The organism is Leptospira kanakyensis (assembly GCF_004769235.1).
GTDB classification, from domain to species: domain Bacteria; phylum Spirochaetota; class Leptospiria; order Leptospirales; family Leptospiraceae; genus Leptospira_A; species Leptospira_A kanakyensis.
In genome coordinates, this window is the sequence record NZ_RQFG01000010.1 from 1 (window position 1) to 25,595 (window position 25,595).

The following is a 25,595-nucleotide window of genomic DNA, read 5'->3' on the forward strand; positions in this document are numbered from 1 at the left end:
AGATAAGATTTTTTTATATGATTTGTGGTTCGTTAGCAGCGGTAATGAGACATAATACGGGTCAAGGCAGAGAAAAAAGAATGTGGCGGTTAGCGAATGTTTGGCGGCGAAAACGAAGAAGTTAACGGATGATTGTTGGTGGAGTTTAAGGAATGAACTATTCGGCTATTGATTGTTAGATTGCATGGCGGTATGCTTGAGTTGGATTTTGATGTTCCTGTGATAGAAATAAATAACCTCTTCTTTTCTATCTTAAAGTTTGTTTGATGTAAGAAGCAGGATGGGGGTTGTTTGGTGGTTAAATGAGTTATTCTTCTGCTGTATAGGTTTATGTGTAGAAGAAACATGAACTTATGGGAAAAATATTTCGAGGGATTGCAGTTCTGTTTGATGGAATGAGGGTTCTGTGATAGAAAGAAGTCATTGGGTGGCGGGTCTAGTTCCCCACCCTACAATCAGGGCGGGGTGATCATATTCCCTAATACCTAACGTTAAACTGCATGTATCCATACCCTTCACCTCCACCCTAAACCACCCAAAATTCTCTTGCAATTTCTTGATCAAATGTAAAAATCTTAGAGACCTGGAATGGATTTCTATCTATGAAAAAAACACTCACTATATCTTTCCTCATCTTATTCACTTTTCCACTTTTTGCGGTCAATACCGTCATTCTTAAAAATGGAAAGACCCTAAAGGGTAAAGTTACGGATCAAAATGAACGCGGACTCACAGTTCAAACTCCAGAAGGGTCACAAACCCTATCTAAATCTCAAATCCTAAAAGTAGTTTATAAAGACTTAAATGAACAAGAAGCAGAAAAAATTCGAATCGCAGAAGAAAAGAAACTAAAGGATAAAGAAGAGAAAGAAAAAGCAAAATTAGAAAAGGAACGTTTGATCGCTGAAGCAAAAGAACAAAAGAAATTAGAAGAAGAAGCCAAACTTGCAGAGCAAACCAAACTTGCCGAAGAAAAAGATAAAGAAACCGAGGCCGAAAAAGAAGCCAAGGCAGAAGCAGAATGGTTAGCCACAAGAAAACTTGGCCCCTCACCGGCAGCATCTGAGTGCGGTGGTCGACTAGCTTTAATTTGGCGATCAGCACTCATTCCAGGCTGGGGGCAACTATGCGGTGGTTATTATACATCGGCAGGAACATTTAGTACAATGTTTTTTGGAACTTTATTTTATACCCTTGGTCCGCTTCGCACCGAAGAAAAGAATGCCCAATCACATTACGATACAATGATCCTTCTCAATCAAATTGTTGGGCCTGGAACAAGATTCAATGCTCAAAATATCAGCCTTCCCTCCGAATTATTTGCAGGAATCATTGAAACTTCTATTTCCGATGATTTCATTGCCAAAAGCAAAGATAGTGCCAAAACAGCCAATACCAAATACCTTGCAGGGCTTGGAACGGCAGGGATTATCTATATCACAAACTTAATCCACGCGTTTATGATTGGAACAGATCGTTATCCGGAACGTCCCAGTGTCACCACTGGAGGAAAACAAATCCGCGAGGGATTGGACTTCGATACAGGTTGGGACAAACCTTATACTATAACAGGAATTCGACCACAAACCAATTCAGTCTATGCGGAAGTCCGATATTCCATTCTGTTTTAAGGAGAGCTACCAATGAAAAAAATATTCCTCACCATCATACTTTTAATTTTCACCTTTCATTGTAAAATTTTTAAACCTTCTGACCTAGACCCTTCACAAGATTTAGGATCTTTACAAACATTACTTCGGTATCTCGCTTTGGCTGATGCATTCAATACCTATAGCCAAACTGTCGCCTTTATGAAGTTTACCGATTCCAATGGAACACCATATAGTACGGGAACTGTCGAATATTCAGTTTTTAATGAAGCAGATGAAAATGGAATTCCGACGTCTTTTTACGGCGAAAATATACAACCGTTAACAGTGACATTAGATACGGCAGGCAGAGGATTTTTGTTTTTTAGCGAACGAGGAATTGCGACCCTGACAGTTAAAAATTCCGGAAATGTAGTAGGAACAGCGAGATTTCGAATTTATAATGGGATCACCAAACAATCATTTTCGATCTTAAGCCAAACGGGAGCCACCCAATTTGTTCTAGAGGATTTAGCCAACTACCGCAATCGGATGGCATCATACGGTTCCCTTGTTCCTCTCGGTTCTGCAAACGGCCGACAATTTCTTTACATACAAACACAAACATCATATATTTCAGCTTCAGATAATGAAAATAGAGGTTATATAATTTCCAGCACTGATGGCGAAAATTATGACCAAGTCATTGCTATCGATGGCGTATCTATTAATACAAAAGGCACAACGCAAAAAAGATTAAAAATATCGCAGCCTTCATTTGATGGAAGTCAGTATGTTTTCTTCCTTTCTGAACAAACAGATCTATCTGGTGCTTATGTATCCAATAGAAATTTAGTACTCCGAATACCTGCATTTTCAACTCCATCTTCAGTGGCAGTTGAACCGTTAGGACTTCCAACTAACTATAACTTGTTCACCCAAGATGACAATTCCTGGTTATACCCAGCCTTATATGTTGGAAACGGAAGATTTCTGGTTACGCCCTATTTTACTTCTCAGTATCGCCCTACATTAATCAGTTTTGATTCTACGACAACAAACGATTTAAATACTGGCTTTAGCTGTTCTGTTACTAATCCAGAACTGCACATGCCTGGTTATCAAGTTTTCAATGCTAACGGAATTTCATATCTACAATGCCCAACGACTACAAGTTTAATCGTTAACCCATTGCCAATAAGAACAATACGTATACCTGACTTGACCTCAAATACAATCAACTTTGATGCTGGGGTTCTATTCGAATCAAATTTATTTTCATACAAAGGCCTGTTAATTGCATTAGCAAATGGAACTCAACCATATAATGGCTATACCTTCCCAACGAGTTCATACTCGTCCTCTAATCCAACAATTACTCGAAACACTCCCATTATCTCGGGAATCTCCGTTTCCATGGCAACTTCATCCACTCGATTAAGATCAATCAAAGGATCTGTAAACACGGATTTTATGATTATCTCTGACAATGGATTATTTTCAGCGCCGACTTTAGTAATTTATAAAACAACGGACTCTTTTGCTAGCGTCACAACTGTTAGTTCACTTCCAACGTATTTTAGCGCTCCCGTTTATAGCCAGGAACAATTTCAATCTGCCAACGGTAAATTAAATTTAACCTGGAATATTTCAGCAGGCACAGGTATTGACTCAAGACCTGTTTACCTCACTCATTTCACTAACGATGCGGGTTCTTGGGAAAACCTACCGAGGTTAATTAAAATCCGCTAACACTATCCACCTATCCATCTACAGGTGGACGAGTTTAAAACAAAGAACATCCTTTCTAAATATTTACTTAGGAAAGGATGTTTTCTCTTTCAGAAAAGTATTCACTACCGATTCGTATTCGTCAAACCGAAGGTCAATCGACTTACAATGTTTAGCGCCCCAATCCGTAACTAGTAATTGTTTTCGATTGGATTTTAAATTTTGATAAATTTCTTCCGAATGGGAAACCGGTGTGAACTCATCTGTTCTAGAATGGATGATTAAAACTGGTATAGTTATGTATTTTGCTGCCTTCTTAGGGGATACTTCATCCACAAGAAAGTCCGCCCGTAATTCTGCAATCGATAGGGCAATCGGAGATAAAAATAGAACCAGGGGCGAATATAAATCAACAGCTCTTTTTTCGATAATAGAACGCATATCCATATATGGTGAGTCGGCAATCACAAAGGCAAAGTCATTTCGTCCTTCTGCATATTGTAATGCGGTGGCAGCACCAAAAGAGGCTCCAAAAATTCCAATTTGTTCTTCGGGAACAGTGCTAATCTCTGAAAAAAATTCAATTGCACGCTCTAGATCTTGTTTCTCATAAAAACCGTACGTTCCGTATTCTCCTGCACTTTCACCGTGATGCCTTGCATCATAAACAAACAAACTACAACCTCTTTTCCAAAATAAAGGAGCATACTTGAGAACACCATAACGGGTTCGCGTATGACCATGCAGCAAAACAACCCCACATTTTTTCTTTTTTGGATTTTTGAAATACCAACCTCGAAGTCGTAAACTTCCGTTTTGGAACCGAATGGATTCCGGTTCTGGGAGTCCAAAATCGGCAACGGACTCAATTTTTAATTTTGTTTTGTCTTCTTCTAAACTTGTTACAGGGAAAGAAACGATGGAAGTTGAAAAATAATAACCTGCACCTAGCAAAAAAAAGGTGAGAAAAATAATAAATGTACTGAGAATCTTTTTCATTAAAGGAAGCCTAGTTGGAAAAATCTAGGAGAGACCACAATCAGAAAAGCGAATTTTCCAAAATGTCCGGTTTTAGTGCGAAAAAGAATTGCCTGCTTATGATCCTTCCCCCATTTCTAAAGGAAATCTATGAAACCATATTTAGCGTGCCTATCCCTCCTCCTTAGTCTTTTCTTTGCAAACTGTCGCACGATGGATGCGGCTGTCCAATACCCTGATTCGGGAAAAACAGATCTGGGAATTACGAAAGTAGCTGTTTTACTTTTTGATATTGAAGAAGCAAAATGGGGGGATGAATTCACCGACGCCGTGTCCTTACAAATTGCAAAACGCCTCCCGATCAAAGTCATCGAAAGGGAACAACTTTCCAAGGTAGTAAACGAACAAAGTTTTTCTAAAACCGGAATTATTGATACACAAACAGCTGTTCGCCTAGGAAAAGTTTTAGGTGTTGATGCTCTCATTTTTGGAAGAGGATCCTCACTCAAAAAATACGATGAAAAAGGAAAACTCATTCCCAACTTAGTAGATACTGTTTCCTTAAAAATAGTTCATATTGAATCCGGGCATGTGATCGTAAACGCACGTAAAAAGCCAGGTGCAGACTGGACAATCGGTCGACTTTTGCAGTATAGTTTGGGACTAGGTCTCATTTGGAGCCGTGAAGACATTCTCCTAACTACAAGTGAGTACGATTTTGTAGCGGAAAGTTTGGTGGAACGAATTGTATCTGAACTAAAGAAATAATCTATATAAAATAAAGGACAAGTGATGAAAATTAACATTGGAATCCCAGAAGAAGAAAGAAGTGCTATCTCAGAGTCTTTAAAAAAACTCTTAGCGGATACGTACACTTTGTACCAGAAAACACATAGTTACCATTGGAATGTTACAGGGCCTATGTTCCAAACTCTACATATTTTGTTTATGACTCAATACACAGAACTTTGGAATGCCATCGACCCGATTGCCGAAAGAATTCGATCTTTGGGTTATTATGCTCCTATGGGCGGGTGGGAATTCGCTAAATATTCCAGTATTTCGGAAGACAAAGAAGTTCCAAAAGCTACGGATATGATTAGAAGACTCGTGGAAGGCAATGAAGCAGTGATCCGCACAGCACGTGCCGCTTACGAACCTGCCGAAAAAGGAAATGACCAAGCCACCTTGGATCTACTCACACAAAGACTTGACATTCACGAAAAAACTGCCTGGATGTTACGTTCGTTACTCGAAGATTAAAAGTTTGAACAGTAGTCAAATATAGACTACTGTCCGTTACTCTCTTAAAATTGTTCTAACACCGATTTTAAAATACCCACTAACACCCAATTTTTCCTTGCGTACTTTTCCTAGATTGCTTTAACTATGCGTTAAACGAGGGAAAAATTGAAAAACTCAATCTTAAAATCAACCATCTACATTCTTATTTTTCTTAGTGTTTTCCTAATAGGATGCCACGAAAAAAAAGACAACACCACAAACAATCTACTCGCTCTCTACCTGTTATCTGGTGACCCAACAGATACTATGAATCTAAATACTCCCCTGGGTCGTGCTAGTGCTACAGCCAATGCGATTTCTTCCATTTCGGCAAATTCCACGACCGTTTCTAATTCGGGCAGTTTCACTATGAAAAACCCTAATATGAAACTCCCTTTAGACCAACAGCTGCTAGCGGCCATTCATAAAATCTATCAATATGGAAAAGATCCCGTTGTCGCGAAACAAGTAATGTCAGAATTGATTACAAAAAATTTCCCGCAAAAAAATGGCAAAATCGAAAAGGTGTTAACTGCTTGGTCTGGTGCTACTGTAGTCAATGGCCGTAATGAGTATACATATTCAGGCACTCTAAAAGGACGAGTCTTCGAGAAACGAACAACGAATATGACTGTGAATGGTGCTGCCTGCCCCGTCACTGCTTATTTTGTTGCACTATTACAACAAAATCAATTAGCAGAAAAAGGAACTGCTGTTTTTTCCAATGGAAAACTTTCTGTCAGTCAAACCAACACGCTTGGAGATTCCATCAACAAAGCGGACGTAGTTTTTAATGATTTTGGATCGATTTACACTGATAGTTTTGCGTATTACAAAGAATTGAAAAAATTCAATACTTTGCCAAGTGCTGGAACCTGTGAAGGACTTCAAACATCTTATGCGACGCAAGATAACTTTACAAAACCAGTAACCATGAATGGACCACTCAGTTTTGAATCTACATATCTAGTATCTGCGAGTTTTCCAAACATTCGATTTAGAGCTAAATCGTTTAGCAGTTCTAATGGACTTATCATCTCTCAAGGGAATATCACAACACCTTCATTAATAATCGAAAGTTTGTCCTATGACACTGAAGTCGACGTAGTTTCTTCCAACAATCGTTTGTCAGGAACCATCAAGGTAACAATCACTGGAAAAATCAACGGAGAATCATTAACTGAAAATCTAAGTGTAGTTTTTTAATTTAACCCAAAAAAATTATTATACTTTAAGGGTTAATATATAAAACTTTTTCAGAACGATTTCGAATCACTTTGATTTGTAATCGTTCTGAATGGGCTACTTCCTTAAAAAAAGAGTTCAACTCTTCATTACTTCTGATTTTCTTTCCATTGATTTCGACAATCAAATCATAGCGTTTTAAACCAGAAACTTCCGCTGGACTTTTTTCCACTAAGTAACTGATGAGAACACCTTCCCTAGTTGGTAAATTTAAGTTTTGAACCAAAAAATCTGTGATGGTGGGAACTTCGACAATTCCTCTTTGTATTTCTTCTTTAGAAAATTTGGTTAACGAAACAGAACTTAGAAATTCAGACAAGTATTTTGGTAAAATGGCAAACCCAACTCCTTGTTGGTTGTATTCTGAATTTTTTAATTGGAATTGAGCCATTCCAATTAAATTCCCACGAACATCAAATAGGGCAGCACCAGAACTTCCTGGTAATATCGATTGGTTGACCTGTAAAAAAGATATCTCAGACACGATAGAATCAACACCCACTCTTACGGGATCGGACACGATACCAGATGTAAAACTTTCTTCTAACCCCAATGGTGAAGATATCGAATAATAAGTTTGCCCTCTTTCAGCCTTTCCTTTTTCGTTCAAATCGAAAAAATTAAATGTATCATCCGTTTCTAAAGCTACAAGACTGATGTCTTTTTTGAAATCAGAGGATATCACTTTACCCAGATATCTTTTTCCATTCCCACCGAGCCTGACCACTAACTTTTTTTGATAATTCCCAATGACATGGGCACAAGTAAGAACAAATCCATCTTTAGAGATCAAAAATCCAGATCCACTCCAACGTTTTTTTCCGAGTAAATCTTCGTTTTCGATAGAGATGGAAACTGTCCGAGATACATAATCCGTAAAAATTCTTTGATTGGGATTTTGAGATTCGGTTTTACAAGAAAAAAAAAGGGATGTGAAAAATGAAAAATAAAAACAAAGGTGAAAGATGGATTTCATAACGACAAATATCCGTTATGTGAATTTTAGTATCAAGAAATTAAAGAAAACTCCTCCCCTAAAATTTGTAAATATTCCTTTTGGTGTGTGAAATGGATATAATGCCCACCGTCAGGAATGATTTTCACCAAAAGATTGGGAAATTTTTTTTCGATCAAAACTAAATCATCCTTAGTGATGTATTCAGATTTCCCTCCAATTAAAAAAAGAGTTTTTGTATCCGATGAAACTGATTCAGAAAAAATACTTTCAAAAACTCGCCTTGCACGATTTAAACCAGCCACGTTCAATTTCCATCTATATTCTCCAGAATCCATTCTTTCCAAACTCATCAGTAAAAATTGCCGGATAAAAGTATCGGGTAAATATTTTGTCATCTCCGCATCAATGTCAGTTCGAGAACTAAATCCTTGCAAAGGAAAAGACATAGATTGAATTTCATTTTCATAAGCAAACGGATAGGATCTCGGGGCGATGTCTTGGATGATGAGTTCTTTCAGAAAACTAGGGTGGGTAAAATCAAAATACATCGCAACCAGTCCACCCATTGAATGACCCAGTAAAATTGGATTTTGAATTTTATGATCGGTTAAAAATTCTTCTAAATCCTCTGACATCAGTTTTATGGAATGTTCATCGGAATGAGGAGAGTCTCCATGATTTCTTTGGTCGAGTGTATATACAGATCCAAAAGCAGAAAGAGTTTTTGCCACAGTCACCCAATTTTTAGAAGATCCAAATAATCCATGTAAGATGATGATATCTCCTACGGATTTTTTGCCTTCTGTCGCTTGTTGGAATGGATAAAGTTTATAACTTAGTTTCAAAAAAACCTTTCCTTGAATCTCAGAATATTGCTAACGAAAACATTCTTTCTTTAGGATTTGTAAGTGAGGTAAAATTTGTTTTTTTTCTCTGGGCCCAATCTCGGATGCATATCGAATCATTTGGCTGATCTCAGATTTGATACCTTCCCCAACTGGCGTAAAACAAGGAATGGAATCGGGATCCTTAGTCATAGAATGTAAACTGGTTACCAAATCCTTGGTATATAAATTCACATAATTCCCAGTAGGAAATAAATAGAGATAACGAAGTTTCCCTTTTCGCATTTCTTCCAACCGGCATTTTAGGTCTACCCCACAATCGGCCATAGGCATACTTTCCGTTGCCAAGTAACCCGCGTAATCCGAATGTTTGGTTTTTGGATAGGATTCTAAAAGTTTCCAAAAATAATTAGAATCAACATAGTATTTTCCGGAATTATAGTCGTACAATAACTTTGTTTGGTGGTGTTTTAAAAACTCTAAAGTAGATGGATCGTTATCCGGTTTGATTCCCTTCTCATTCATAAGATCCACTGTTTTCTTTAAAAAATATCCAGCTTTGGCCCGAATAAAAATGTATTCATCACCTGTAAATTTTCCGTTTAAGGAAATTGTAAAAATTGTATCTGTAATTTCTTGTTTTGCTGTAAAATCAATATTTTTGGAATGGATCATACGTTCCGCTTCAAATAACAAAGTAGACAAATACTGTTTGGGCGGAACCGAACGGACAACAGAACGTTTGATAAATCCAGAAAGTCCATCTTCTAATTTTACAGGGATCCAATCTTCCTTAGGGCTCTCAAGTGAATCCTTATCAAAATGAACAGGTTCGCCAAACTTAAGTTTACGCAAAACATCACTTTTCTGGTCAGCAAATAGATGTAAGTTGAGTCCAATGACTGGAATGACAATCTGAGAATTTGAGTCTCGTTTGAATAGTTCGGAAGGTTTTGTTTGTTTTGACTTTTCTTGTACGATCGGAGCGGAAATTAGCAATCCACTCGACATGAGCACGAAAACCATCCCTCTACGAAAGCATTTCAGTAAAGGGATGAACTTCATTTTACTTTTGTAAATCCTCAACCATTTGTTTGATACGAGCCACACCTTTTTCAATGTCTTTGTCACCTAAGGCATAAGACAAACGAATGGCTTTATCATCCCCAAAGGCAATGCCCGGCACTGCGGCCACATTGTATTTATCAAGGAGGACATCACAAAAAAGTTTGGAGTAAGAACTTTCTTTTTTTTCTGCGAGAAGTCGTTTGAACCCAGGAGTTGCGTAAACACCAGTGATATAAGGGAATGCATAAAAAGCACCTTCTGGCATCCGGCATTCCACACCTGGAATCTCACGTAATAGTCCCACGATGAGTTTACGACGTTTGTCAAAGGCCTTAAGCATTTCTGCCACAGGTGTTTGGTCACCAGTAAGAGCTGCCTCTGCTGCCGCTTGGGAAATGGAAGAGGCATTGCTTGTGGATTGGCCTTGCATGGTGTCCATGTTTTTCACAATCTCTGCGTTTCCTGCCCCGTATCCAATCCTCCAACCGGTCATGGAATACGCTTTGGACACTCCATTGATGACAAAGGTTTTTTCCTTCATCTTCTCGGAGATCATTGCAGGATTTACAAATTCCAATCCATCATAGATGATTTTTTCATAAATATCATCCGAAACTGTAATGATATCTTTTGGTTCCAAAACTTTTACCAGTGCTTCTACATCTGAACGAGTGTATGCAGCTCCCGTAGGATTGGATGGAGAATTAAAAATAAAAACTTTTGTTTTGGAAGTGATGGCTTTTTCTAATTGTTCCGCCGTAATTTTGAATCCACTGGAAATGTCTGTTGAAACAATCACCGGTGTCCCTTCCGCCAAACGAACAATGTCCGCATAACTCACCCAATACGGTGCAGGGATGATTACCTCGTCACCAGGATTGAGAGTCGCCATAAAAAAATTGTAGAGAACCTGTTTCCCACCTGTTCCCACAATGATTTGGTTCTTTTCGTATTTGAGTCCGTTTTCGGTTTCAAATTTACGAATGATGGCCTCTTTCAAAGAAACAGTTCCACTCACAGGAGTGTATTTGGTTTTCCCTTGGTCCATTGCCTTTTTGGCAGCTTCTTTGATATGTGTTGGTGTATCAAAGTCAGGTTCCCCTGCTCCAAATCCAACAACATCAAGTCCACTCGCTTTCAACTGATTGGCTTTGGCAGTGATCGCGAGAGTGGGAGAAGGTTCTACGACATCCAGTCGTTTTGCTACAAGTTTCATTTTTTCCTCTATTTAGTGAGTGATTCTTCCGGAACTGTTTCTTTAAACTGATCCAAAGTATAAATTTCGTATTCATACCCTTGTTCGGTGAGGAAGAGCTGTCTGTTTTGACCAAACCTTTCTTCGTTCGTATCACGCGAAATCAGCGAGTAAAAAATGGCCGTGTTGTCTTGGGCTTTCGGACGAAGGATACGCCCTAGACGCTGCGCCTCTTCTTGTCTGGATCCAAAGGTTCCCGATACCTGGATGGCAATATTCGCATCTGGTAAGTCGATGGAGAAGTTTGCCACCTTAGAAACCACAAGTTGTTTGATTTGACCAGAACGGAACGCTTGGTAGAGTTCTTGTCTTTCAGGCAGCGGAGTTTTTCCCGTAATCAAAGGAATTTTGAAAGTATTCGAAATTTCTTCTAACTGATTGATGTACTGCCCAATCACCAAAATGTTGTTAGTGGAGTGTTTTTTTAGAATGTAACTGATCGCACGAAGTTTTTCTGGATTTTCCGATGCCAAACGAAACTTCTCACGGTCATCAGCCACAGAGTATTTCATACGAAGGTCATCTTCCATGGGAACACGAATTTCCACACAATTGGCTTCTGCAATCCAAGACTTGGCTTCGAGTTCTTTCCAAGGCACATCATACTTTTTAGGGCCAATGAGAGAGAACACATCTTCTTCCAGTCCATCTTCCCGCACAAGTGTCGCAGTCAAACCTAACCTACGTTTGGCTTGAAGTTCTGAAGTCATACGAAATACAGGAGCTGGTAATAAGTGAACCTCATCATACACAATCAGTCCCCAGTTGTTGGCACTGAAGATATGAAAGTGTGTGAAGTCCCCACCTTTTTTCTTTCTATGAGTTAAGATATTGTAAGTTGCAATGGTAATGGGTTTAATTTCTTTGAGTTCACCGGAATACTCACCAATGTCCGATTCAGGGATATCGGTTTTGTCTAAAATTTCATTTCTCCATTGGCGAATGGACAAAGTGTTCGTTACAAGAATGAGAGTTTCTGCTCCCACAATTTGCATAACACCCATCCCCACGATGGTTTTCCCCGCACCGCAAGGAAGAACCACAACTCCGGATCCCCCTTCGTTACGTCCACCAGCATGGAAGGCCTCAACTGAAGCTCTTTGGTAGTCGCGCATTCCAAACTTGATACCACCAACGGTGATAGGACGTAAATTAAACGGATATTTATTTCCTTCGTCGTAACCCGCAAGGTCTTCCACAGGGAAACCAATTTTGATTAACGCTTGTTTGATGTGACCACGGTATTCTTTTTTGATACGAATTTTATCACCTTCCATTCCATCCACAAAAGGTTGAACGGCGCGGTTGTTTGCAATCTCTGTAATGAATCCTTTTTCATTGGAAATGATATACAATTCCCCAGATTCTTCTTTTACTAGTTTTACTTTTCCGTAACGAGAGATTTGTTCTCTCACTTCATTCATTACGTTTTTAGGAACTGAATAACGAGCAAATTTAGTTAAACCTTCAATGATCTCATCCGCAGTCATTTTGATGGATGCTGCATTCCACAAAGAGAGTGGAGAGATGCGGTAAGTATGCATATATTCCGGGCTTTTTTCGAGCTCCGCAAACTTGGAAATGAGATCCCGACAGGCTTCAAATTCTGGGTTATCCACCTCTAGAAGCATTGTTTTGTCACTTTGTACGGTGAGTGGCTTGGTCATGGTATTCCCTCTCAATTTAACCAGGCTGGGAAGAGAAAGCGCCCTGTCAACTCATTTGATTTTAATAGATTTTCGATGAGTTTTCGCACCCTTTTTCAGGCAAATCCAGAATTTTTTGAACAAACTCCAGACAAGAACCGTCTAATGTAAGTTAATCTATATCTTCTTAATTTTAATAATTAGATTGACGTCTCCTCTTTTTTTTGGGCGTTCCCCAATTGGACTTTAGTTTCCCACTCTCATTTTCCAAGGGTCAGGCTCCTCCGGGGTGCGCTTACGCTCCCGTCAGCTTCTCGTCGTTAGACGATTCGCTGACCTAACGCCCTACGGATCCTTAACGTTTTAAATAATCCTCTAAAATAGATTCGTTTGCTCCTGTTGTATGCATTCTGTCTGTGAGAAATTTCCGATATTCGCGAGCTCCCTTTTCGCCAAAATAGAGACCCAAAATATGTCGTAAAATATGATGCACTTTCCCCTCTTTCTCTAGGGTTAAACGAATATAGGAGATCAATTCTTTCAGAACTTCTTCTCTCAAAGGAAGATTTTCTTTAGATCCATAATACAATTGGTCCACTTCATGAAATAAAAACGGATTGTCGTAGGCCGCCCGCCCAAGCATCACTCCATCTACTTTTGTTAGATGTTCTTTAATCTCAGCATGGGTTTTGATTCCCCCATTGATAGTAATGGGTAAATCGGGGAATTCATCTTTTAATCGATAAACATCTTCATAACGGAGAGGTGGAACCGTTCGATTTTCTTTGGGAGAAAGTCCCTCCAAAATGGCGATCCTTGCATGTACGATGCTATGATCCGCACCAGCTTCCTTAATTTTGGAAACAAAATTGTGTAAATCCTCGTAAGTTTCTTTTCCATTCACACCAATCCGATGTTTGACGGTGACAGGAATTTTGACCTTTGCCTTACAAGCAGAAACCATCTCAGCCACAAGGTCAGGTTCTTTCATAAGACAAGCACCAAAACTTCCGCTTTGCACCCGATCCGAGGGACAACCTACGTTCAGATTGATTTCATCATACCCGTAGTCTTCTCCAATTTTGGCACATTCGGCAAGTGCCACAGGCGAATCACCACCTAACTGAAGAGCAATGGGATTTTCTTCTTTAGAAAAATCTAAGTATCTATGGTTGTCTTTGCCACGGAGGATAGCACCTGTAGTCACCATCTCTGTATAGAGTAATGTATGTTTAGAGATTAGCCTTATAAAAAAGCGGAAATGCCTATCCGTCCAGTCCATCATCGGGGCAACAGAAATGCGATACGATGGGACTGAACTTGTCAAAAAAATCTCCTATGCTTCTTGTGGGTGTTCCTCTCTGGATGGAAGGCTTAAAACCGAAGCGATTTCTGTGGGAACCCCTCTGTGGATTTCTTCAGAAGCAATTACTGCAAAGTTCCTGGGGGGTAGTTCCTTTGTCAAAAAGAATGCAAAGGCTTGTCTCAAGTACCTAGAAACCACAAAGATCAGGAACCGATTTTCATCCAAAGCCTTTTGTAATTCATTATATACCGATTCCAAAATTCTCACACGGATGTCATGAGGAAGGATGATGAGTTTGCTACCATCGGTTTCGTCCAACGTGATACTTTTGTTCATACGATCAATGATCCTTGGATCAATGGTCACCACATGTAACTTTCCATCCGGAGAAAGGAAATCATTGATGATTTGGCGTGACAAAGCTTGCCTTACATGTTCTGCCAAATCAAATGGATTGTTTGTCCTGGGAAGGTGGTTCGCAATGGCATCCATAATTTTCGGAAGGTTTTTAATGGATAATCCTTCTGCCAAAAGATTTTGTAAAGTTTGTTGGATGATCCCAAGACGACCTTGTTTGTCGTAATCCAATTCTCCTACAAGAGTCGGATGGGTTTGTCGTAAGTGTTCTAGAAGTGCTTTCACTTCCTCTCTACCTAGAAGTTGTGATGCATAGTTAGAGATTAACTCTTTCAAATGAGTGATGATGACAGTAGACGGATCCACCACCGAATAACCTTTGTTCTCCACTTCAATTTTATCATTGGGATCAATCCAAGTGGCTTTGAGTCCAAATGCTGGTTCCGTAAATGGTTCTCCAATGATGGCTTCCAAATTCCTGGAAGTATTATTCATTGCCATCAAACGGTCGGCCTTCACAGCAGATTGTCCAACCACAACTCCGTTGATACGAATGCTATAATTGTCATGCGGGATTTCTAAATTGTCAATGATCCGAATAGCAGGAATCACAAGACCAAAATCAATGGCAAATTTTTTACGAGTGTTTGCAATTTGTTCCAGTAAATGCCCACCGGAAGAAGCGTCCACTAACGGAAGTAAATCGCGACCAAGTTCCACCTGAATGGCTTCGACAGAAATTTCTTTGATATAATTTTCTGGTTTTTTCTCTTGGACTTTTTCCTGGGCAACGTTTTCAATTTTTTTGATTTCTTCTTTGGCTACCTTTTCAATGGAATAACCTAAATACCCAATGGCTCCTGCTAAAAAGAGTAATGAAAAAAATGGAAGTCCGGGAATGAGACTGGCAAGTCCCAAAGCCCCAGCCACTACATATAAAGTTTTTGCATTTCCAAAAAGTTGGTCTTTGATCTCCACTGTCAGTTTCTTTTCTGAACTAGAACGTGTGACAATGATACCTGTAGCAGTTGTGGAAAGTAGACCTGGAATTTGGGAAACAAGCCCATCCCCAATGGTAAACTTTCCGTAAGTTTCAATGGATGCGAGAAATGATTCTCCACGAATCGTAGACCCAATGAGAATTCCTCCAAGTAAATTGATCGCTGTGATGATAAGTCCTGCCCTCACATCCCCTTGTACGAACTTGGAAGCTCCATCCATGGCCCCGTAAAAATCAACTTCTCGTTGGACTTTTTTTCGTTTTACTTTTGCTTCCGCTTCTGTAATGGCACCGCTATTCAGTTCCATATCAATGGACATTTGTTTTTGTGGTAATCCATCGAGTGTAAACCTGGCAGCCACTTCCGAGATCCTTGTAGCACCTTTGGTAATCACCACTACCTGGACGATTGTTAGGATAATAAAGATGATGAGTCCAACAACATACTTTCCAAGCCCTGATTCTCCACCCACAACAAAGGTTCCAAAGGCTTCGATGACACTTGAGTTCATTGCTGGCCCTTTGGATAAAATTTGTCTCGTTGTGGAAACGTTAAGCGCTAATCGAAACAAGGTGGTGATAAGAAGTAAACTAGGGAAAATGGAAAACTCACTTGGTTCCGTAACTGAAAGTGCAGTCATGAGGATGAGGAGCCCAAGTCCTATACTCACAACAATGAGAACGTCTAAAATAAATCCCGGCAAAGGGACAATCAACATTCCCAAAATGAGAAGTGTTCCCACTCCCAAAACTAAGTCGGATTGTTTGAGTAGATCTCTAAAATTCATTCGCTTATCCCATTCCTACTTTTTTTCTAAACTTCTCAAGAGTGATAAGGATTTGCACCACTGCATTGAAGAACTCTTGTGGTATTTCCTGGCCCACTTCGACCTGTGCATATAAAAGACGTGCTTGTTTTGGACTTTCTACAATGGGGACATCGTTTTCACGAGCAATCCTTCGTATTTCCAGTGCTAGGCGGTTTTCACCTTTAGCAATGACTCTCGGCGCAGAGTCTCTTCCCATTTCATAAGAAAGTGCCACAGAATAATGGGTAGGGTTTGTAATCACAACATCGGCTTTCGGAACTTCACGAAGCATATTTCCTTGCATCATGTCACGCGCTAGCTGCATCCTGCGATTTTTCATCACAGGATCCCCGGAATCTTCTTTCATCTCTCGTTTGGCTTCGGAAGGAGTTTGTTTTAAAGATTCTTCAAACTCAAATTTTTGAAAATAAAAATCAGCAACCGCAATCCCAAGTAACAAAAGCCCTGCGGCCATCATAATCTTAAATCCAGAATATGTAATGAGAGTGATGGCCTGCATCATACCCATATTCCCTGTCAAAAGAACTTTCAGAAAATCACCAGAAATTAATATATAACTGATGATCCCTATCATCACAACTTTTGCCAAAGATTTAAGTAAGTTAAACAAAGTTTGGCGGTTTGGCAACACCCGTTTGAAATTGGGAGCAATTCTATCGAAACGAAAGGCTAAGGCTCTCGGAGAAAACATAAAGCCTACCTGAACCACATTTCCCACAATTGCAAAAACTAGAGTAATCGCAAGGATAGGCCAGAGGAGATTAAAAAAATCTCGCGAAACACCAGCAAGGATCACCCGAAACTCTTCCGCTCCGAACCGGTCCAGTTTCATCCCCATATGTAAATATTTTTTAATAAAAATAGCCGTATTTCGAATAAAAGTATCACCTAAAACAAACAAAACCCCTGTTCCACCTAACAATACAAGAGTGGATGCTACCTCATTTGATTTAGGAACATTTCCCTTTTCTTTTTCTTCTCGCCTACGACGTTCGCTCGGAGGTTCCGTTCTCCCTTCGTCTGCCGCAGCAAAAAGTTGCAGGTCGATGGCGTAGATTCCGGTCGTATAACAAGAGAAGGCTGGTACAATTTCTTTTGGCTTAAAAAAATCCGATTTCAAAGAGAAGGGATACATCAAATCCAGAGAATTAAGACCACCAAATAGTGACTTAATCCAATTAAGAGTATTTTCCCTTATCAATGTTAATCTTTTGGACTGGTTCCCTTTCATAAACTTGGCCACTCCCGAATGAGTAAACTTGCCTTATCCATAGAAATTTGAATCCCTTGTACCATTTGAGTCGCAATGAATGTGAGAGTGGCAATGAGGGTAAGGGTTCCAATAAAAACTTTGAGTGGGAAAGACATGGACATCACATTCATTTGTTGGGCAGCTTTACCCATAAGGCCTTCCGCAAGAGAAACCAAAAATAAAATTCCCATCACAGGAAGAGCAATTTTAAAAGAGACTACAAACATCGCACCAATAGCATCTTCGATGAGTTTGTATAAACCAGCATTTACCTTACCGGTAAATGATATGATTCGAATTTTTTCAAAAGAATAAGCAAGTGTTTCGATGAGAAACCTATGTGCTCCAATCACAAGGAATAGTGCCGTTGCCATGAGGTTTTTCATTGTACCAATGGCCGGGAGCGAGTTTTGAGTCACAGGATCCAAAATCTCCGTATAACCAAAACCAATTTGATTGTTAAAAAATTCTCCAGCCATTTGGAAGGCAGCAAACACCAGTGATACGAGAAAACCAATGAATATACCAATCAACATCTCAGAAATAACAAGGATTCCGAAGTTAATCATATGACCAGGAACAGGTGGCATATAAGTTGCCACCACCGGGTAAACAATGAGAGAAACCATAAAGGAAAAGATCATTCGTAATGAAAAATTGATTGATTCTGAGGAAAAAAAAGGCGCAACAAGGAATAGTCCGAGTAGTCGGACTAAAACAAAAAGAAAAGATTGAAAGTGTAAAACAAATGATTCCATATCATATCTTTTCTATCATGAAAAAAATTTCTCGGGTATAGTCTGTCATCACTCGCACCATCCATGCCGAAAAAAATACAATGACGGCAAAAATAGAAACAAGTTTCGGAACAAAAGCAATGGTTGGTTCTTGGATGGAAGTTGTTGTTTGTAAAATACCTACAATGAGTCCCACAACAAGTGCAGTAATGAGAATGGGACTAGAAATTTTTAATGTTACAATGAATGCTTCCCGCATCAAATTGACTACGTCGACTTCCGTCATTTATAACTCCTTACAAGCTCTAAAACGAGTAAGTTCCATCCATCAATCAGGATAAAAAGAATGAGTTTCAAAGGAAGAGAAATCATTACCGGAGGTAACATCATAAAACCCATTGCCAGGAGGGCAGAAGCTACAATCAAATCGATGACAATAAAAGGAATGAAGATATAAATACCGATGATAAAAGCTTTTTTGATTTCACTTAACATAAAAGCAGGAACCAAAACATAAGAAGGAACATCTTCAAAAGATTTTACATTTTGTACTTTCCCAATCTTTAAAAACAAGGCAACATCTTTGGTTCCATCTTTTCCTAACTGGCGAATCATAAATTGGCGAAGATGTTTCATGGATCCTTCCATCATCGCGGTTTGGTCAATTTTTCCATTTAGGTAAGGTTGGAGGGCCTCATCGTTTACCTTACCTATGGTCGGAGCCATAATAAAAAAAGTAACAAAAAGAGCAAGGCCCATCATCACCTGGTTAGGTGGCAAGTTTTGAAGAGACAAAGCTCTTCTCACAAAATCAAAAACAATTACAACCTTAGTAAAGGAAGTCACACTCATCACAATGGCAGGCGCCAGAGAAAGTATTGTGACTAAAAACAAAATCATAAGAGACAAACTTGTTTCTTTTGGCCCCTTCGCCTCATTTACGTTAAATGATAAATTCGGGATGGGAATCCTCGAACCTTTGTCCTGAGCCATAAGTCCTGTAAATCCACCAGCCGTAATGAGAAAGAGAATTCCAATGAGAAAAATAATAGATTTATGTCTCTTAAGGAAGGAAAAAAAACGAGATTTCATGACTCCCCTCCTTCTAACAATTCACGGTGTTTGCGTAAACGCTCAAGGCCTTCTTTCGCTTTCCTTTGGATCTCTGCTGCCCCATCAAATTCCAAACTTTCCATTTTGGAGGGATTGATGCGGATTTTTCTTTGCGCCTTGGATTGTAAACTTTCAAGAACGGTTTCTAAAAAATTGGGAACGTAAGGATCCGCTTCTTCTTTCATTTTTTGGATTTGAGATTTTTCATCAGGAGCGGTCACTTCCGTAAGCAAACTCACAGAACCATCCGCAACACCGAGCACCAGTGTACGTCCCCCCACCTCTATGATTTGCACAGATTGGGTGGCAGTAAGTGGCAAACTAGACAAAACCTTCATAAACCCTTTTACAGGGTATTTGGCAGATTTTGTTTTCTGCATCTGCAAGATGAGGTAATAACCTGCGCCTACAAGGATCGCGAGAACAAATAAAATTTTAAGTAAAATCCAAGTGGCAGAAGGAGAATCATCTGGGTTTTCTGCATATCTTTCTTGGATTAAATTGGTTCCTTCGGATTCCTTAGAAACTTCACCCGCATTCGCCTTGTTAGAATTAGTGGATCCATTTTGTGTCGGACTAGAAGTAGAAGAAGATCCATCGGTAGGTTTGGATTTTGATTCCCCTAATTCTTGGCGAAGGATTTGATCCAATTCTTTAGTTTCTACATTTTGGGAAACAAGAGGAGAAATAGCCAAAACAAGGATCAGGCAAAAGTACATAACTTGCCCCTTTTGTTTTAAACTTTTCTGAATGCTTCTAATCATTTCTCGCCTTTGAGTCTGTCCGTAGGACTTACGATATCGGTAACACGAACCCCAAAGTTTTCATCGATGACCACAACCTCACCCTTTGCAATGAGTTTGCCGTTCACAAGTAAATCCACTGGCTCACCAGCTAACTTATCTAGTTCGATGATGGAACCTTCACCCAAACCCAAAATGTCTTTGATGTACATTTTGGTTCGTCCCAGCTCCACAGTCAGTGCCATTTGCACATCCATCAGTAGATTGAGATTGGTTTGTCCAGGGCCACCACCAGCTGTGGCGAGAGATGGAAAATTGACACCTTTGATTCCAACAGATCCTTGGCCACCACCCATTCCCATATTGGGTTGCATGTTGACATTCATTCCACCGGACTGTTGTTGTTGTTTTTGGCCCCCACCCTTTTGGATATCCAGGATTGAGTTTGCCATAGACAATGCGATAACATAATATACTTTAAAAGAACCAACACCATCAATATTTAAACTGAGTGATGTTTTCACCAAACTATTGTCATCTGGTAGTTGCAAATCTCGACCGGAATTGACGAGTGCAATTTCTGGAGGGCTACCGGACATGGTGCCACCAAGTTTCATTCCAATTTGTGCGGTAACAGTTCCAAGAATTGGTGCTAAAGAATCTTTTAAGGTTTGGAGTTGGGCGTTGTCAAGTTGGCCTGGAGGAGTCATTCCTCCCATCATCACACCCGCAATTTTAGCTGCGTTTTCTTGGGCCATGATGAGGCAAACTCGTCCCGCCAAACTTCCGCTAATTGTTGAGAATAAACTAACAGATTTGCTACCAAGTTCTTTTTGGATATCGGCAGAGGAGCTCGATTCGGTGGCAGGGTTCATAAAACGAGTATTTTTTGCCAAGATCGTGCCAAGTGTGTTCCCCGCCACCTGGAATGCAGAGCCGATCACATCAGAAATAATGTCGCGGTCAATAGGAGATAGGTTGTCCGATGACGAACTTGCGGCGCCACTTAAAGAAGAGAGGTCGAATGTATCATCCGCGCCTTGTAGTAATGCGTCTATCTCGTCTTGTGAGAGTGAACCTTCACCCATACCCTTTTATCTCCGGAAAAACTTAGGATAATGAGACATAATATGAATCTTTTTGTCACTCAGTTTTTTTCCGAATTGACAAAAAGTATAAGGAATCAGTCAAAAGCGCTTTCGAATCCATCGGCATAGGCCCGAAGGTTGTCGTAGGAGTAAATTCCCGTGTTGTGGTAGTCGCTCCAGACGATGGAAATCGCATACCGGCCCACTTTTGTCCATGACAAGAGTTTGATGGACTGGATATGGCCCGTTGCATCCCCTACTTTCCCTCCATGTCCCCCGCGACAAGTGGCACAAGGGCATTTTTTACGAAGGTCCAGAAGGGAATACTTCGACCCATGGCCATCCTTCCATTCGATATAGAGAGAATCGTCATCGAAAGAAATTTCCTTAGGGAAGGTGGCAAGTTGCGAGTTTGGCATATTAGGCTTTTACCGGCAGTTTGGTCGTTTTGGATCGAAAGTTTCCAACCGTGGTTCCGTATTGAATTTTGTCACCAAGGGCTATGTTTGTCAAGTCGATGGTGTCATTTTCAAACACAAGAATGACGGTAGAGCCCATCTCGAACCGGCCAAGCTCTGATCCTTTGTCGATCATAATGGATACGTCTTTGTAATGGTGTTCCTTCGCAAAACGAATCCAGTTGTTTGTCACAATTTTGTTATCATAGGTAACACGGATTTTTCCAACGTTGGATGCCCCAACTTTGATGACGGCAATTTTACCGTATTCGGTCTGTAAGAAGGTGATGAGCCTCTCGTTTTTCGGGAAGAGTCCGCGAATGTTGAGAACCGCCAGATCATTGACTGGGAAAAGTTTTCCAGGTTCATAATAATAACCTAAAATTTGGCCAGCAAACGGACTATGGATGCGGTGGTAATCCTGAGGTGATAAATAAAAGGTGATGTATTTTCCGTTAGTGAAATATGGATAGTATTTCTCGGAACCTAACAATTCTTTTACGGAGTAATCAATCCCTTTGGCCTGGATGATTGTTGATTGGTTGATATTTCCAAAACTTGTAATTTTGGAGTCCGTTGGAGAAACCACTGCATTGGCGGCTGAATCGATGATCCTTGCTTCCGCACGAAGGGCACGAGTAAAAAACTGATTGAGTGATGCGTATTCTTTAATTTCCAACTCGGCTTCACTTAAATTAATTTTGTATGCCTTTGCGAATGCCTTTAAAATCGGAATCATCATAAACCGTGGCATCTGGAACATGGAGAAGTAACCAAACAGTTTGGAGATCAGGTTTTTAGGAAGGAGTGTTAGAAACAAAAGATAAATATCTTTAAATATTTCGTATCTTGCACCTGACTCAGAAAGGTATTTTTTAAGTTCAAAATTGGCCGATTTCCCAAGTAACATAAGGGAAACTAACAGAGGAATGCTTGTGATGACAGCAGCAATATAACCCCAATGCATTACGATACTAAGGACATCGATTCCATATTTTGTATAAAGATAAGCAAAGCCAAGTGTTGAACCGATGAACAACATTCTAAAAAAATTGGCAAACTTTTCACCAAATACATAAAATGCATTTTGTTCTCCGCTATAAAACCAACCAGCAAGGCTCAAAATTCCAAAACATAAAAAAGAAACAAAAAACAAAATTGCAGGTAAAGATTCTTTTTGTTCTAAAATTCGATTAGGGAAAGCCAAAATGGTTTCTAAATTAACAGCTCCATACGAATACAAAACAAATCCAACAAGAGTGGCCATCACAAATCCTTCAAAGAAGGAAGCAAGCATACTCACTAATCCTTGTTTTGCGGCGTAATCAGTGCGAACCACACCTGCGATTCCAGAAGATTTACCAACAGCCGTTTCCGTAGACAAAAAGAAGGTACTCAAAGATGCGGAAAGTGCTCGCAAAATTCCAAAAGCACCACCACCTTGCAGCGCTTTGATGGAAAATGCTTCTTTTGTAACATCAGATAAAAATCCAAAAAAAGAAATCATCCCACCAGAAAACAAGGACACATATCCAAAAATAAAAAGAATGATACCAATGGGCGCTAAAATGGAAGCCGCCCTACCCACACGCCTAACTCCCCCAATCACTATAAAAAGTAAAATGACTGAAATGGAGATGGGGCCGGAAAGTCCGGAGAGATTTAATCCTTCCTTTGTGATATAAGTCAGTCCAACAAAAGGAAAAATTCCACCAAACAAAAGTACTGTGACCAGACTTGCCAATGAAAAAGCTACGGCAAGCCACTTAGCTCGTAATGCTTTTTCGATAAAATACATGGGGCCAGAAAGATAACGCCCACTAGGGAGTTGGTTTCTAAATTTTACAGCAAGTGTCGAGGACACAAAACGAATGGGCATCACAAACAAACTCATCACCCAAATCCAAAAGAGAACGCCAATTCCACCATAGGCGATGGCAAGGGCTGTTCCAATGACAGAACCGAGAAGGAGGGAAGATCCAATGCCCGCAAAGAAGGCTTGCGAATGTACGAGTTGGCCCTTGGAACCTTTGAAGTCCATATTCCCCGTAAGGATTTTGAGAGCTAAAAAGAGAAAACGAATTTGCGGAAATCCTAACCGAAAGCTCAAATAAATGGAGGCGATCAGGATGAGATAGAAATAAGGGCTGAGAATGTCAGATCCTAAAATCAGATTAAACTTAGATCCGTTTTGAAAGAGTGTTTCCATATTGGTTCTTCCTCACGAAATTGGATGAAATTGTTATGTCAAGATGTATTGTGATTCTCCCGTTTCTGGTTTTTATGATTTCTTCCGTTGCCCTTGGCTCTTTAAATGCAGAACCTTCGGGGATCGAGGTGGGAATGAGGTATGGAACCGGAGAAAGAGTTCCCGGTCGTTTTGATGGAGACCTGAAACAATTTTCTTCCACCTTTAACCCTCTTATTTTTTCCAGTGTCAGTTTGAACGGCGGTAAATCAACAAACCTCTATGAAGGATTTGTTCGGTTCCTTTTGGATTCACGTTCAAGGGTGGGTTTTGTGGTTGGTCGAAATGACTGGCAGATGCTCCAATTAACAGAAGTTACAAGCGATCTTTATTATACAAAACTTCGTTCGGAAATATATTCCTATCATGTCCTCGGGATGTATTATTTTACCATGCCTATCTTTCGCAATTGGGAATGGGAAAATGGACTTGGGGTGGGTTTTACTTCTGCGGATTGGAACATTTGGGGTTACTCCATTGGGGAAGCCGCTCCGAACACCAGATATTACAACCAAAGAGGGAGATTGAGAGGGAGTGGACTTGCCTACCGTGTAGAAACCGCCATCAATCGAAGGTTATACGAAGATACTTTTTTTCAAATTGGACTTGGATACCACCATGTCGCCATTGATAAGTTTAGCGGGAACTACAATGGGGAAATGTCGAGTTTTTATATTCGAGCTGATGGACGGGTAGGAGTGATTGATGATACGAGAATCATTGATGCCACTGTGAGCACTGCACAAACTTTTAGAAGGTTGGATATGAATTCGGGATCATGGGTTCTTTATTTTTCAGTGTTCCAAAGGTTTTTAGATTGACGATCCTTCTAGAGAAGTATCATGCTTTAAGAAAATTACATGAAATCCTCTAAAATCATTACCATTGGTATTAAAGAATTGGCTCACCAAAAAGTCATCCTTGCCGCTTGGTATAACTTTCTAAAAGAAAACTTCGATGCAAAAAAAGTTTCTGCGGAAGAATTCACCCAGTATCTACAGGCACATGTGATGTATGATTTGGACAAAGATCAAATTGAATTGATGTTGTCTGGATCGGAACCTCTTTTAGAAGATTTCAAAAAGTCAATTTTTGGATGAACCTCCAAATCTTCGGAACCAAAAAATGTAAAGACTCAAAGAAGGCGCAAATGTTCTTCCAAGAGCGACGCGTAAATTTTCAGTTTATCAACCTCCAAGAAAAAGAAATGAGCAAAGGGGAACTCAGATCCATCTTAGGAAGTGTAAAATTGGATGATCTGATCGATACAGAATCAAAGGTTTACGAGGACAAAAATCTAAAATATATGTTATACGATAAAGAAGAGGCCCTACTCACGAACCCCCTTCTCTTCAAAACACCAATCGTAAGAGATGGCAAACGCGCCACCATTGGATTTGTTCCTGAAATTTGGAAACAATGGATCTTAGAATCTAAAAAATAAATGTTCGAAACAGTTGCCCAGTCGGTAATTCACAAACCTGTGAAAGATGTGTTTGCGTATGTGCGAAATATGCAGAACCAAAGTATATACAATTCCAGTATCATTTCTTCGGAAGTGATGAATGGAGAAGCAACAGAATACAGAGTCAAAATCGATTTAGGGATTCTCAATTTAACAGAAACATATGTGATTCAAGAAATCATAGAAAACAAACTGATTGTTGCTAGTTGCAAATCGAATGCGATGACATTTACCGATAGTTATGAATTTTCTGATTCTAACGGTGATTGCCTACTCATCGTCAAAGACAAAATGGAACTCAAAGGCCTTTTTAAACTGAGTGAAGGGATTGTAAAAATGAACCTAAAAACTCAGATGAATCAAAACTTACTTTCTTTAAAAAAAATTCTAGAATCTTAA

General features: G+C 39.7%; 25 protein-coding genes. 9 read left to right on the top strand and 16 right to left on the bottom strand.

All coding sequences use genetic code 11. From position 1 onward, the window contains the following. The first annotated feature begins 602 nt into the window (after positions 1-602). Together EHQ16_RS07935 and EHQ16_RS07940 are read left to right on the top strand one after the other, a co-directional pair. Positions 603-1,631 (top strand): LA_0442/LA_0875 N-terminal domain-containing protein, encoded by a 1,029-nt coding sequence (locus EHQ16_RS07935; RefSeq protein WP_135631335.1) that lies wholly within the window; start codon positions 603-605, stop codon positions 1,629-1,631. A 12-nt stretch (positions 1,632-1,643) separates the two neighbouring features. Continuing rightward, entirely contained in the window at positions 1,644-3,341 is a 1,698-nt protein-coding gene (locus EHQ16_RS07940) for a hypothetical protein (protein WP_135631337.1), read from the top strand. A gap of 63 nt (positions 3,342-3,404) precedes the next feature. On the opposite strand, the gene EHQ16_RS07945 is transcribed toward EHQ16_RS07940, so the two are convergent. Beyond that, entirely contained in the window at positions 3,405-4,319 is a 915-nt protein-coding gene (locus EHQ16_RS07945) for an alpha/beta hydrolase (RefSeq protein WP_135631339.1), read from the bottom strand. Between the two features lie 129 nt (positions 4,320-4,448). On the opposite strand from EHQ16_RS07945, the gene EHQ16_RS07950 reads away from it, so the two are divergent. The 3 genes from EHQ16_RS07950 (at position 4,449) to EHQ16_RS07960 (ending at position 6,788) form a co-directional block, all read left to right on the top strand. Further along, positions 4,449-5,066, top strand: coding sequence for a CsgG/HfaB family protein (locus EHQ16_RS07950; RefSeq protein WP_244241993.1), 618 nt, complete (start codon positions 4,449-4,451; stop codon positions 5,064-5,066). 21 nt (positions 5,067-5,087) lie between these two features. Beyond that, the gene (locus EHQ16_RS07955) at positions 5,088-5,561 is read left to right on the top strand and encodes a Dps family protein (protein ID WP_279632388.1); all 474 of its coding nucleotides are present in this window, start codon (positions 5,088-5,090) and stop codon (positions 5,559-5,561) included. A gap of 147 nt (positions 5,562-5,708) precedes the next feature. Next, on the top strand, positions 5,709-6,788 hold the full coding sequence (locus EHQ16_RS07960) for a hypothetical protein (protein ID WP_135631341.1): 1,080 nt from the start codon (positions 5,709-5,711) through the stop codon (positions 6,786-6,788). Positions 6,789-6,813: 25 nt separating this feature from the next. On the opposite strand, the gene EHQ16_RS07965 is transcribed toward EHQ16_RS07960, so the two are convergent. The 15 genes from EHQ16_RS07965 to asd all read right to left on the bottom strand — a co-directional run bounded on the left by EHQ16_RS07965 (position 6,814) and on the right by asd (position 23,692). Continuing rightward, entirely contained in the window at positions 6,814-7,803 is a 990-nt protein-coding gene (locus tag EHQ16_RS07965; RefSeq protein ID WP_135631343.1) for a S1C family serine protease, read from the bottom strand. A gap of 32 nt (positions 7,804-7,835) precedes the next feature. Next, on the bottom strand, positions 7,836-8,630 hold the full coding sequence (locus tag EHQ16_RS07970) for an alpha/beta fold hydrolase (protein ID WP_135631345.1): 795 nt from the start codon (positions 8,628-8,630) through the stop codon (positions 7,836-7,838). A 30-nt stretch (positions 8,631-8,660) separates the two neighbouring features. Beyond that, positions 8,661-9,641, bottom strand: coding sequence for an SH3 domain-containing protein (locus EHQ16_RS07975; RefSeq protein WP_244241994.1), 981 nt, complete (start codon positions 9,639-9,641; stop codon positions 8,661-8,663). A gap of 55 nt (positions 9,642-9,696) precedes the next feature. Next, positions 9,697-10,914 carry a pyridoxal phosphate-dependent aminotransferase gene (locus tag EHQ16_RS07980; protein WP_135631349.1) on the bottom strand — a complete coding sequence of 406 codons (1,218 nt, stop codon included), beginning with the start codon at positions 10,912-10,914 and terminating at the stop codon, positions 9,697-9,699. 8 nt (positions 10,915-10,922) lie between these two features. Beyond that, positions 10,923-12,620, bottom strand: a complete 1,698-nt coding sequence (locus EHQ16_RS07985) for a DNA repair helicase XPB (RefSeq protein WP_135631351.1) — start codon at positions 12,618-12,620, stop codon at positions 10,923-10,925. Between the two features lie 334 nt (positions 12,621-12,954). Continuing rightward, positions 12,955-13,926, bottom strand: a complete 972-nt coding sequence (gene dusA, locus EHQ16_RS07990) for a tRNA dihydrouridine(20/20a) synthase DusA (RefSeq protein ID WP_135631353.1) — start codon at positions 13,924-13,926, stop codon at positions 12,955-12,957. 9 nt (positions 13,927-13,935) lie between these two features. Next, positions 13,936-16,050 carry a flagellar biosynthesis protein FlhA gene (locus EHQ16_RS07995; RefSeq protein WP_135631355.1) on the bottom strand — a complete coding sequence of 705 codons (2,115 nt, stop codon included), beginning with the start codon at positions 16,048-16,050 and terminating at the stop codon, positions 13,936-13,938. Positions 16,051-16,054: 4 nt separating this feature from the next. Continuing rightward, positions 16,055-17,323 carry an EscU/YscU/HrcU family type III secretion system export apparatus switch protein gene (locus EHQ16_RS08000; RefSeq protein WP_167482647.1) on the bottom strand — a complete coding sequence of 423 codons (1,269 nt, stop codon included), beginning with the start codon at positions 17,321-17,323 and terminating at the stop codon, positions 16,055-16,057. Then, positions 17,320-18,102 carry a flagellar biosynthetic protein FliR gene (fliR, locus tag EHQ16_RS08005; RefSeq protein WP_135631357.1) on the bottom strand — a complete coding sequence of 261 codons (783 nt, stop codon included), beginning with the start codon at positions 18,100-18,102 and terminating at the stop codon, positions 17,320-17,322. The genes EHQ16_RS08000 and fliR overlap by 4 nt, the downstream gene beginning before the upstream one ends. A 1-nt stretch (position 18,103) precedes the next feature. Beyond that, positions 18,104-18,367 carry a flagellar biosynthesis protein FliQ gene (gene fliQ / locus EHQ16_RS08010; protein WP_004786411.1) on the bottom strand — a complete coding sequence of 88 codons (264 nt, stop codon included), beginning with the start codon at positions 18,365-18,367 and terminating at the stop codon, positions 18,104-18,106. After that, positions 18,364-19,173 (bottom strand): flagellar type III secretion system pore protein FliP, encoded by an 810-nt coding sequence (fliP, locus tag EHQ16_RS08015; protein WP_135631359.1) that lies wholly within the window; start codon positions 19,171-19,173, stop codon positions 18,364-18,366. The genes fliQ and fliP overlap by 4 nt, the downstream gene beginning before the upstream one ends. Beyond that, positions 19,170-19,913, bottom strand: a complete 744-nt coding sequence (locus tag EHQ16_RS08020; protein ID WP_135631361.1) for a FliO/MopB family protein — start codon at positions 19,911-19,913, stop codon at positions 19,170-19,172. Before EHQ16_RS08020 ends, fliP begins: the two co-directional genes overlap by 4 nt. A 41-nt stretch (positions 19,914-19,954) precedes the next feature. Then, on the bottom strand, positions 19,955-21,025 hold the full coding sequence (gene fliN / locus EHQ16_RS08025; RefSeq protein WP_135631363.1) for a flagellar motor switch protein FliN: 1,071 nt from the start codon (positions 21,023-21,025) through the stop codon (positions 19,955-19,957). A gap of 95 nt (positions 21,026-21,120) precedes the next feature. Next, complete coding sequence (locus EHQ16_RS08030) at positions 21,121-21,444, bottom strand: DUF971 domain-containing protein (protein ID WP_135631365.1); 324 nt, start codon at positions 21,442-21,444, stop codon at positions 21,121-21,123. A 1-nt stretch (position 21,445) separates the two neighbouring features. Beyond that, a complete protein-coding gene (gene asd / locus EHQ16_RS08035; RefSeq protein ID WP_135631367.1) occupies positions 21,446-23,692 on the bottom strand; it encodes an archaetidylserine decarboxylase in 2,247 nt (748 codons plus the stop codon). A 35-nt stretch (positions 23,693-23,727) separates the two neighbouring features. Here asd and EHQ16_RS08040 point away from each other — a divergent pair, with 35 nt between their 5' ends. Genes EHQ16_RS08040 through EHQ16_RS08055 form a run of 4 tightly spaced genes read left to right on the top strand, consistent with a single transcriptional unit; the run spans position 23,728 to position 25,595 of the window. After that, the gene (locus tag EHQ16_RS08040) at positions 23,728-24,552 is read left to right on the top strand and encodes an LIC_11366 family protein (protein ID WP_135631369.1); all 825 of its coding nucleotides are present in this window, start codon (positions 23,728-23,730) and stop codon (positions 24,550-24,552) included. Positions 24,553-24,591: 39 nt separating this feature from the next. Then, complete coding sequence (locus tag EHQ16_RS08045; RefSeq protein ID WP_100791794.1) at positions 24,592-24,831, top strand: hypothetical protein; 240 nt, start codon at positions 24,592-24,594, stop codon at positions 24,829-24,831. Next, positions 24,828-25,175, top strand: coding sequence for an arsenate reductase family protein (locus tag EHQ16_RS08050; protein WP_135631371.1), 348 nt, complete (start codon positions 24,828-24,830; stop codon positions 25,173-25,175). The genes EHQ16_RS08045 and EHQ16_RS08050 overlap by 4 nt, the downstream gene beginning before the upstream one ends. After that, positions 25,176-25,595 carry an SRPBCC family protein gene (locus EHQ16_RS08055; protein WP_135631373.1) on the top strand — a complete coding sequence of 140 codons (420 nt, stop codon included), beginning with the start codon at positions 25,176-25,178 and terminating at the stop codon, positions 25,593-25,595.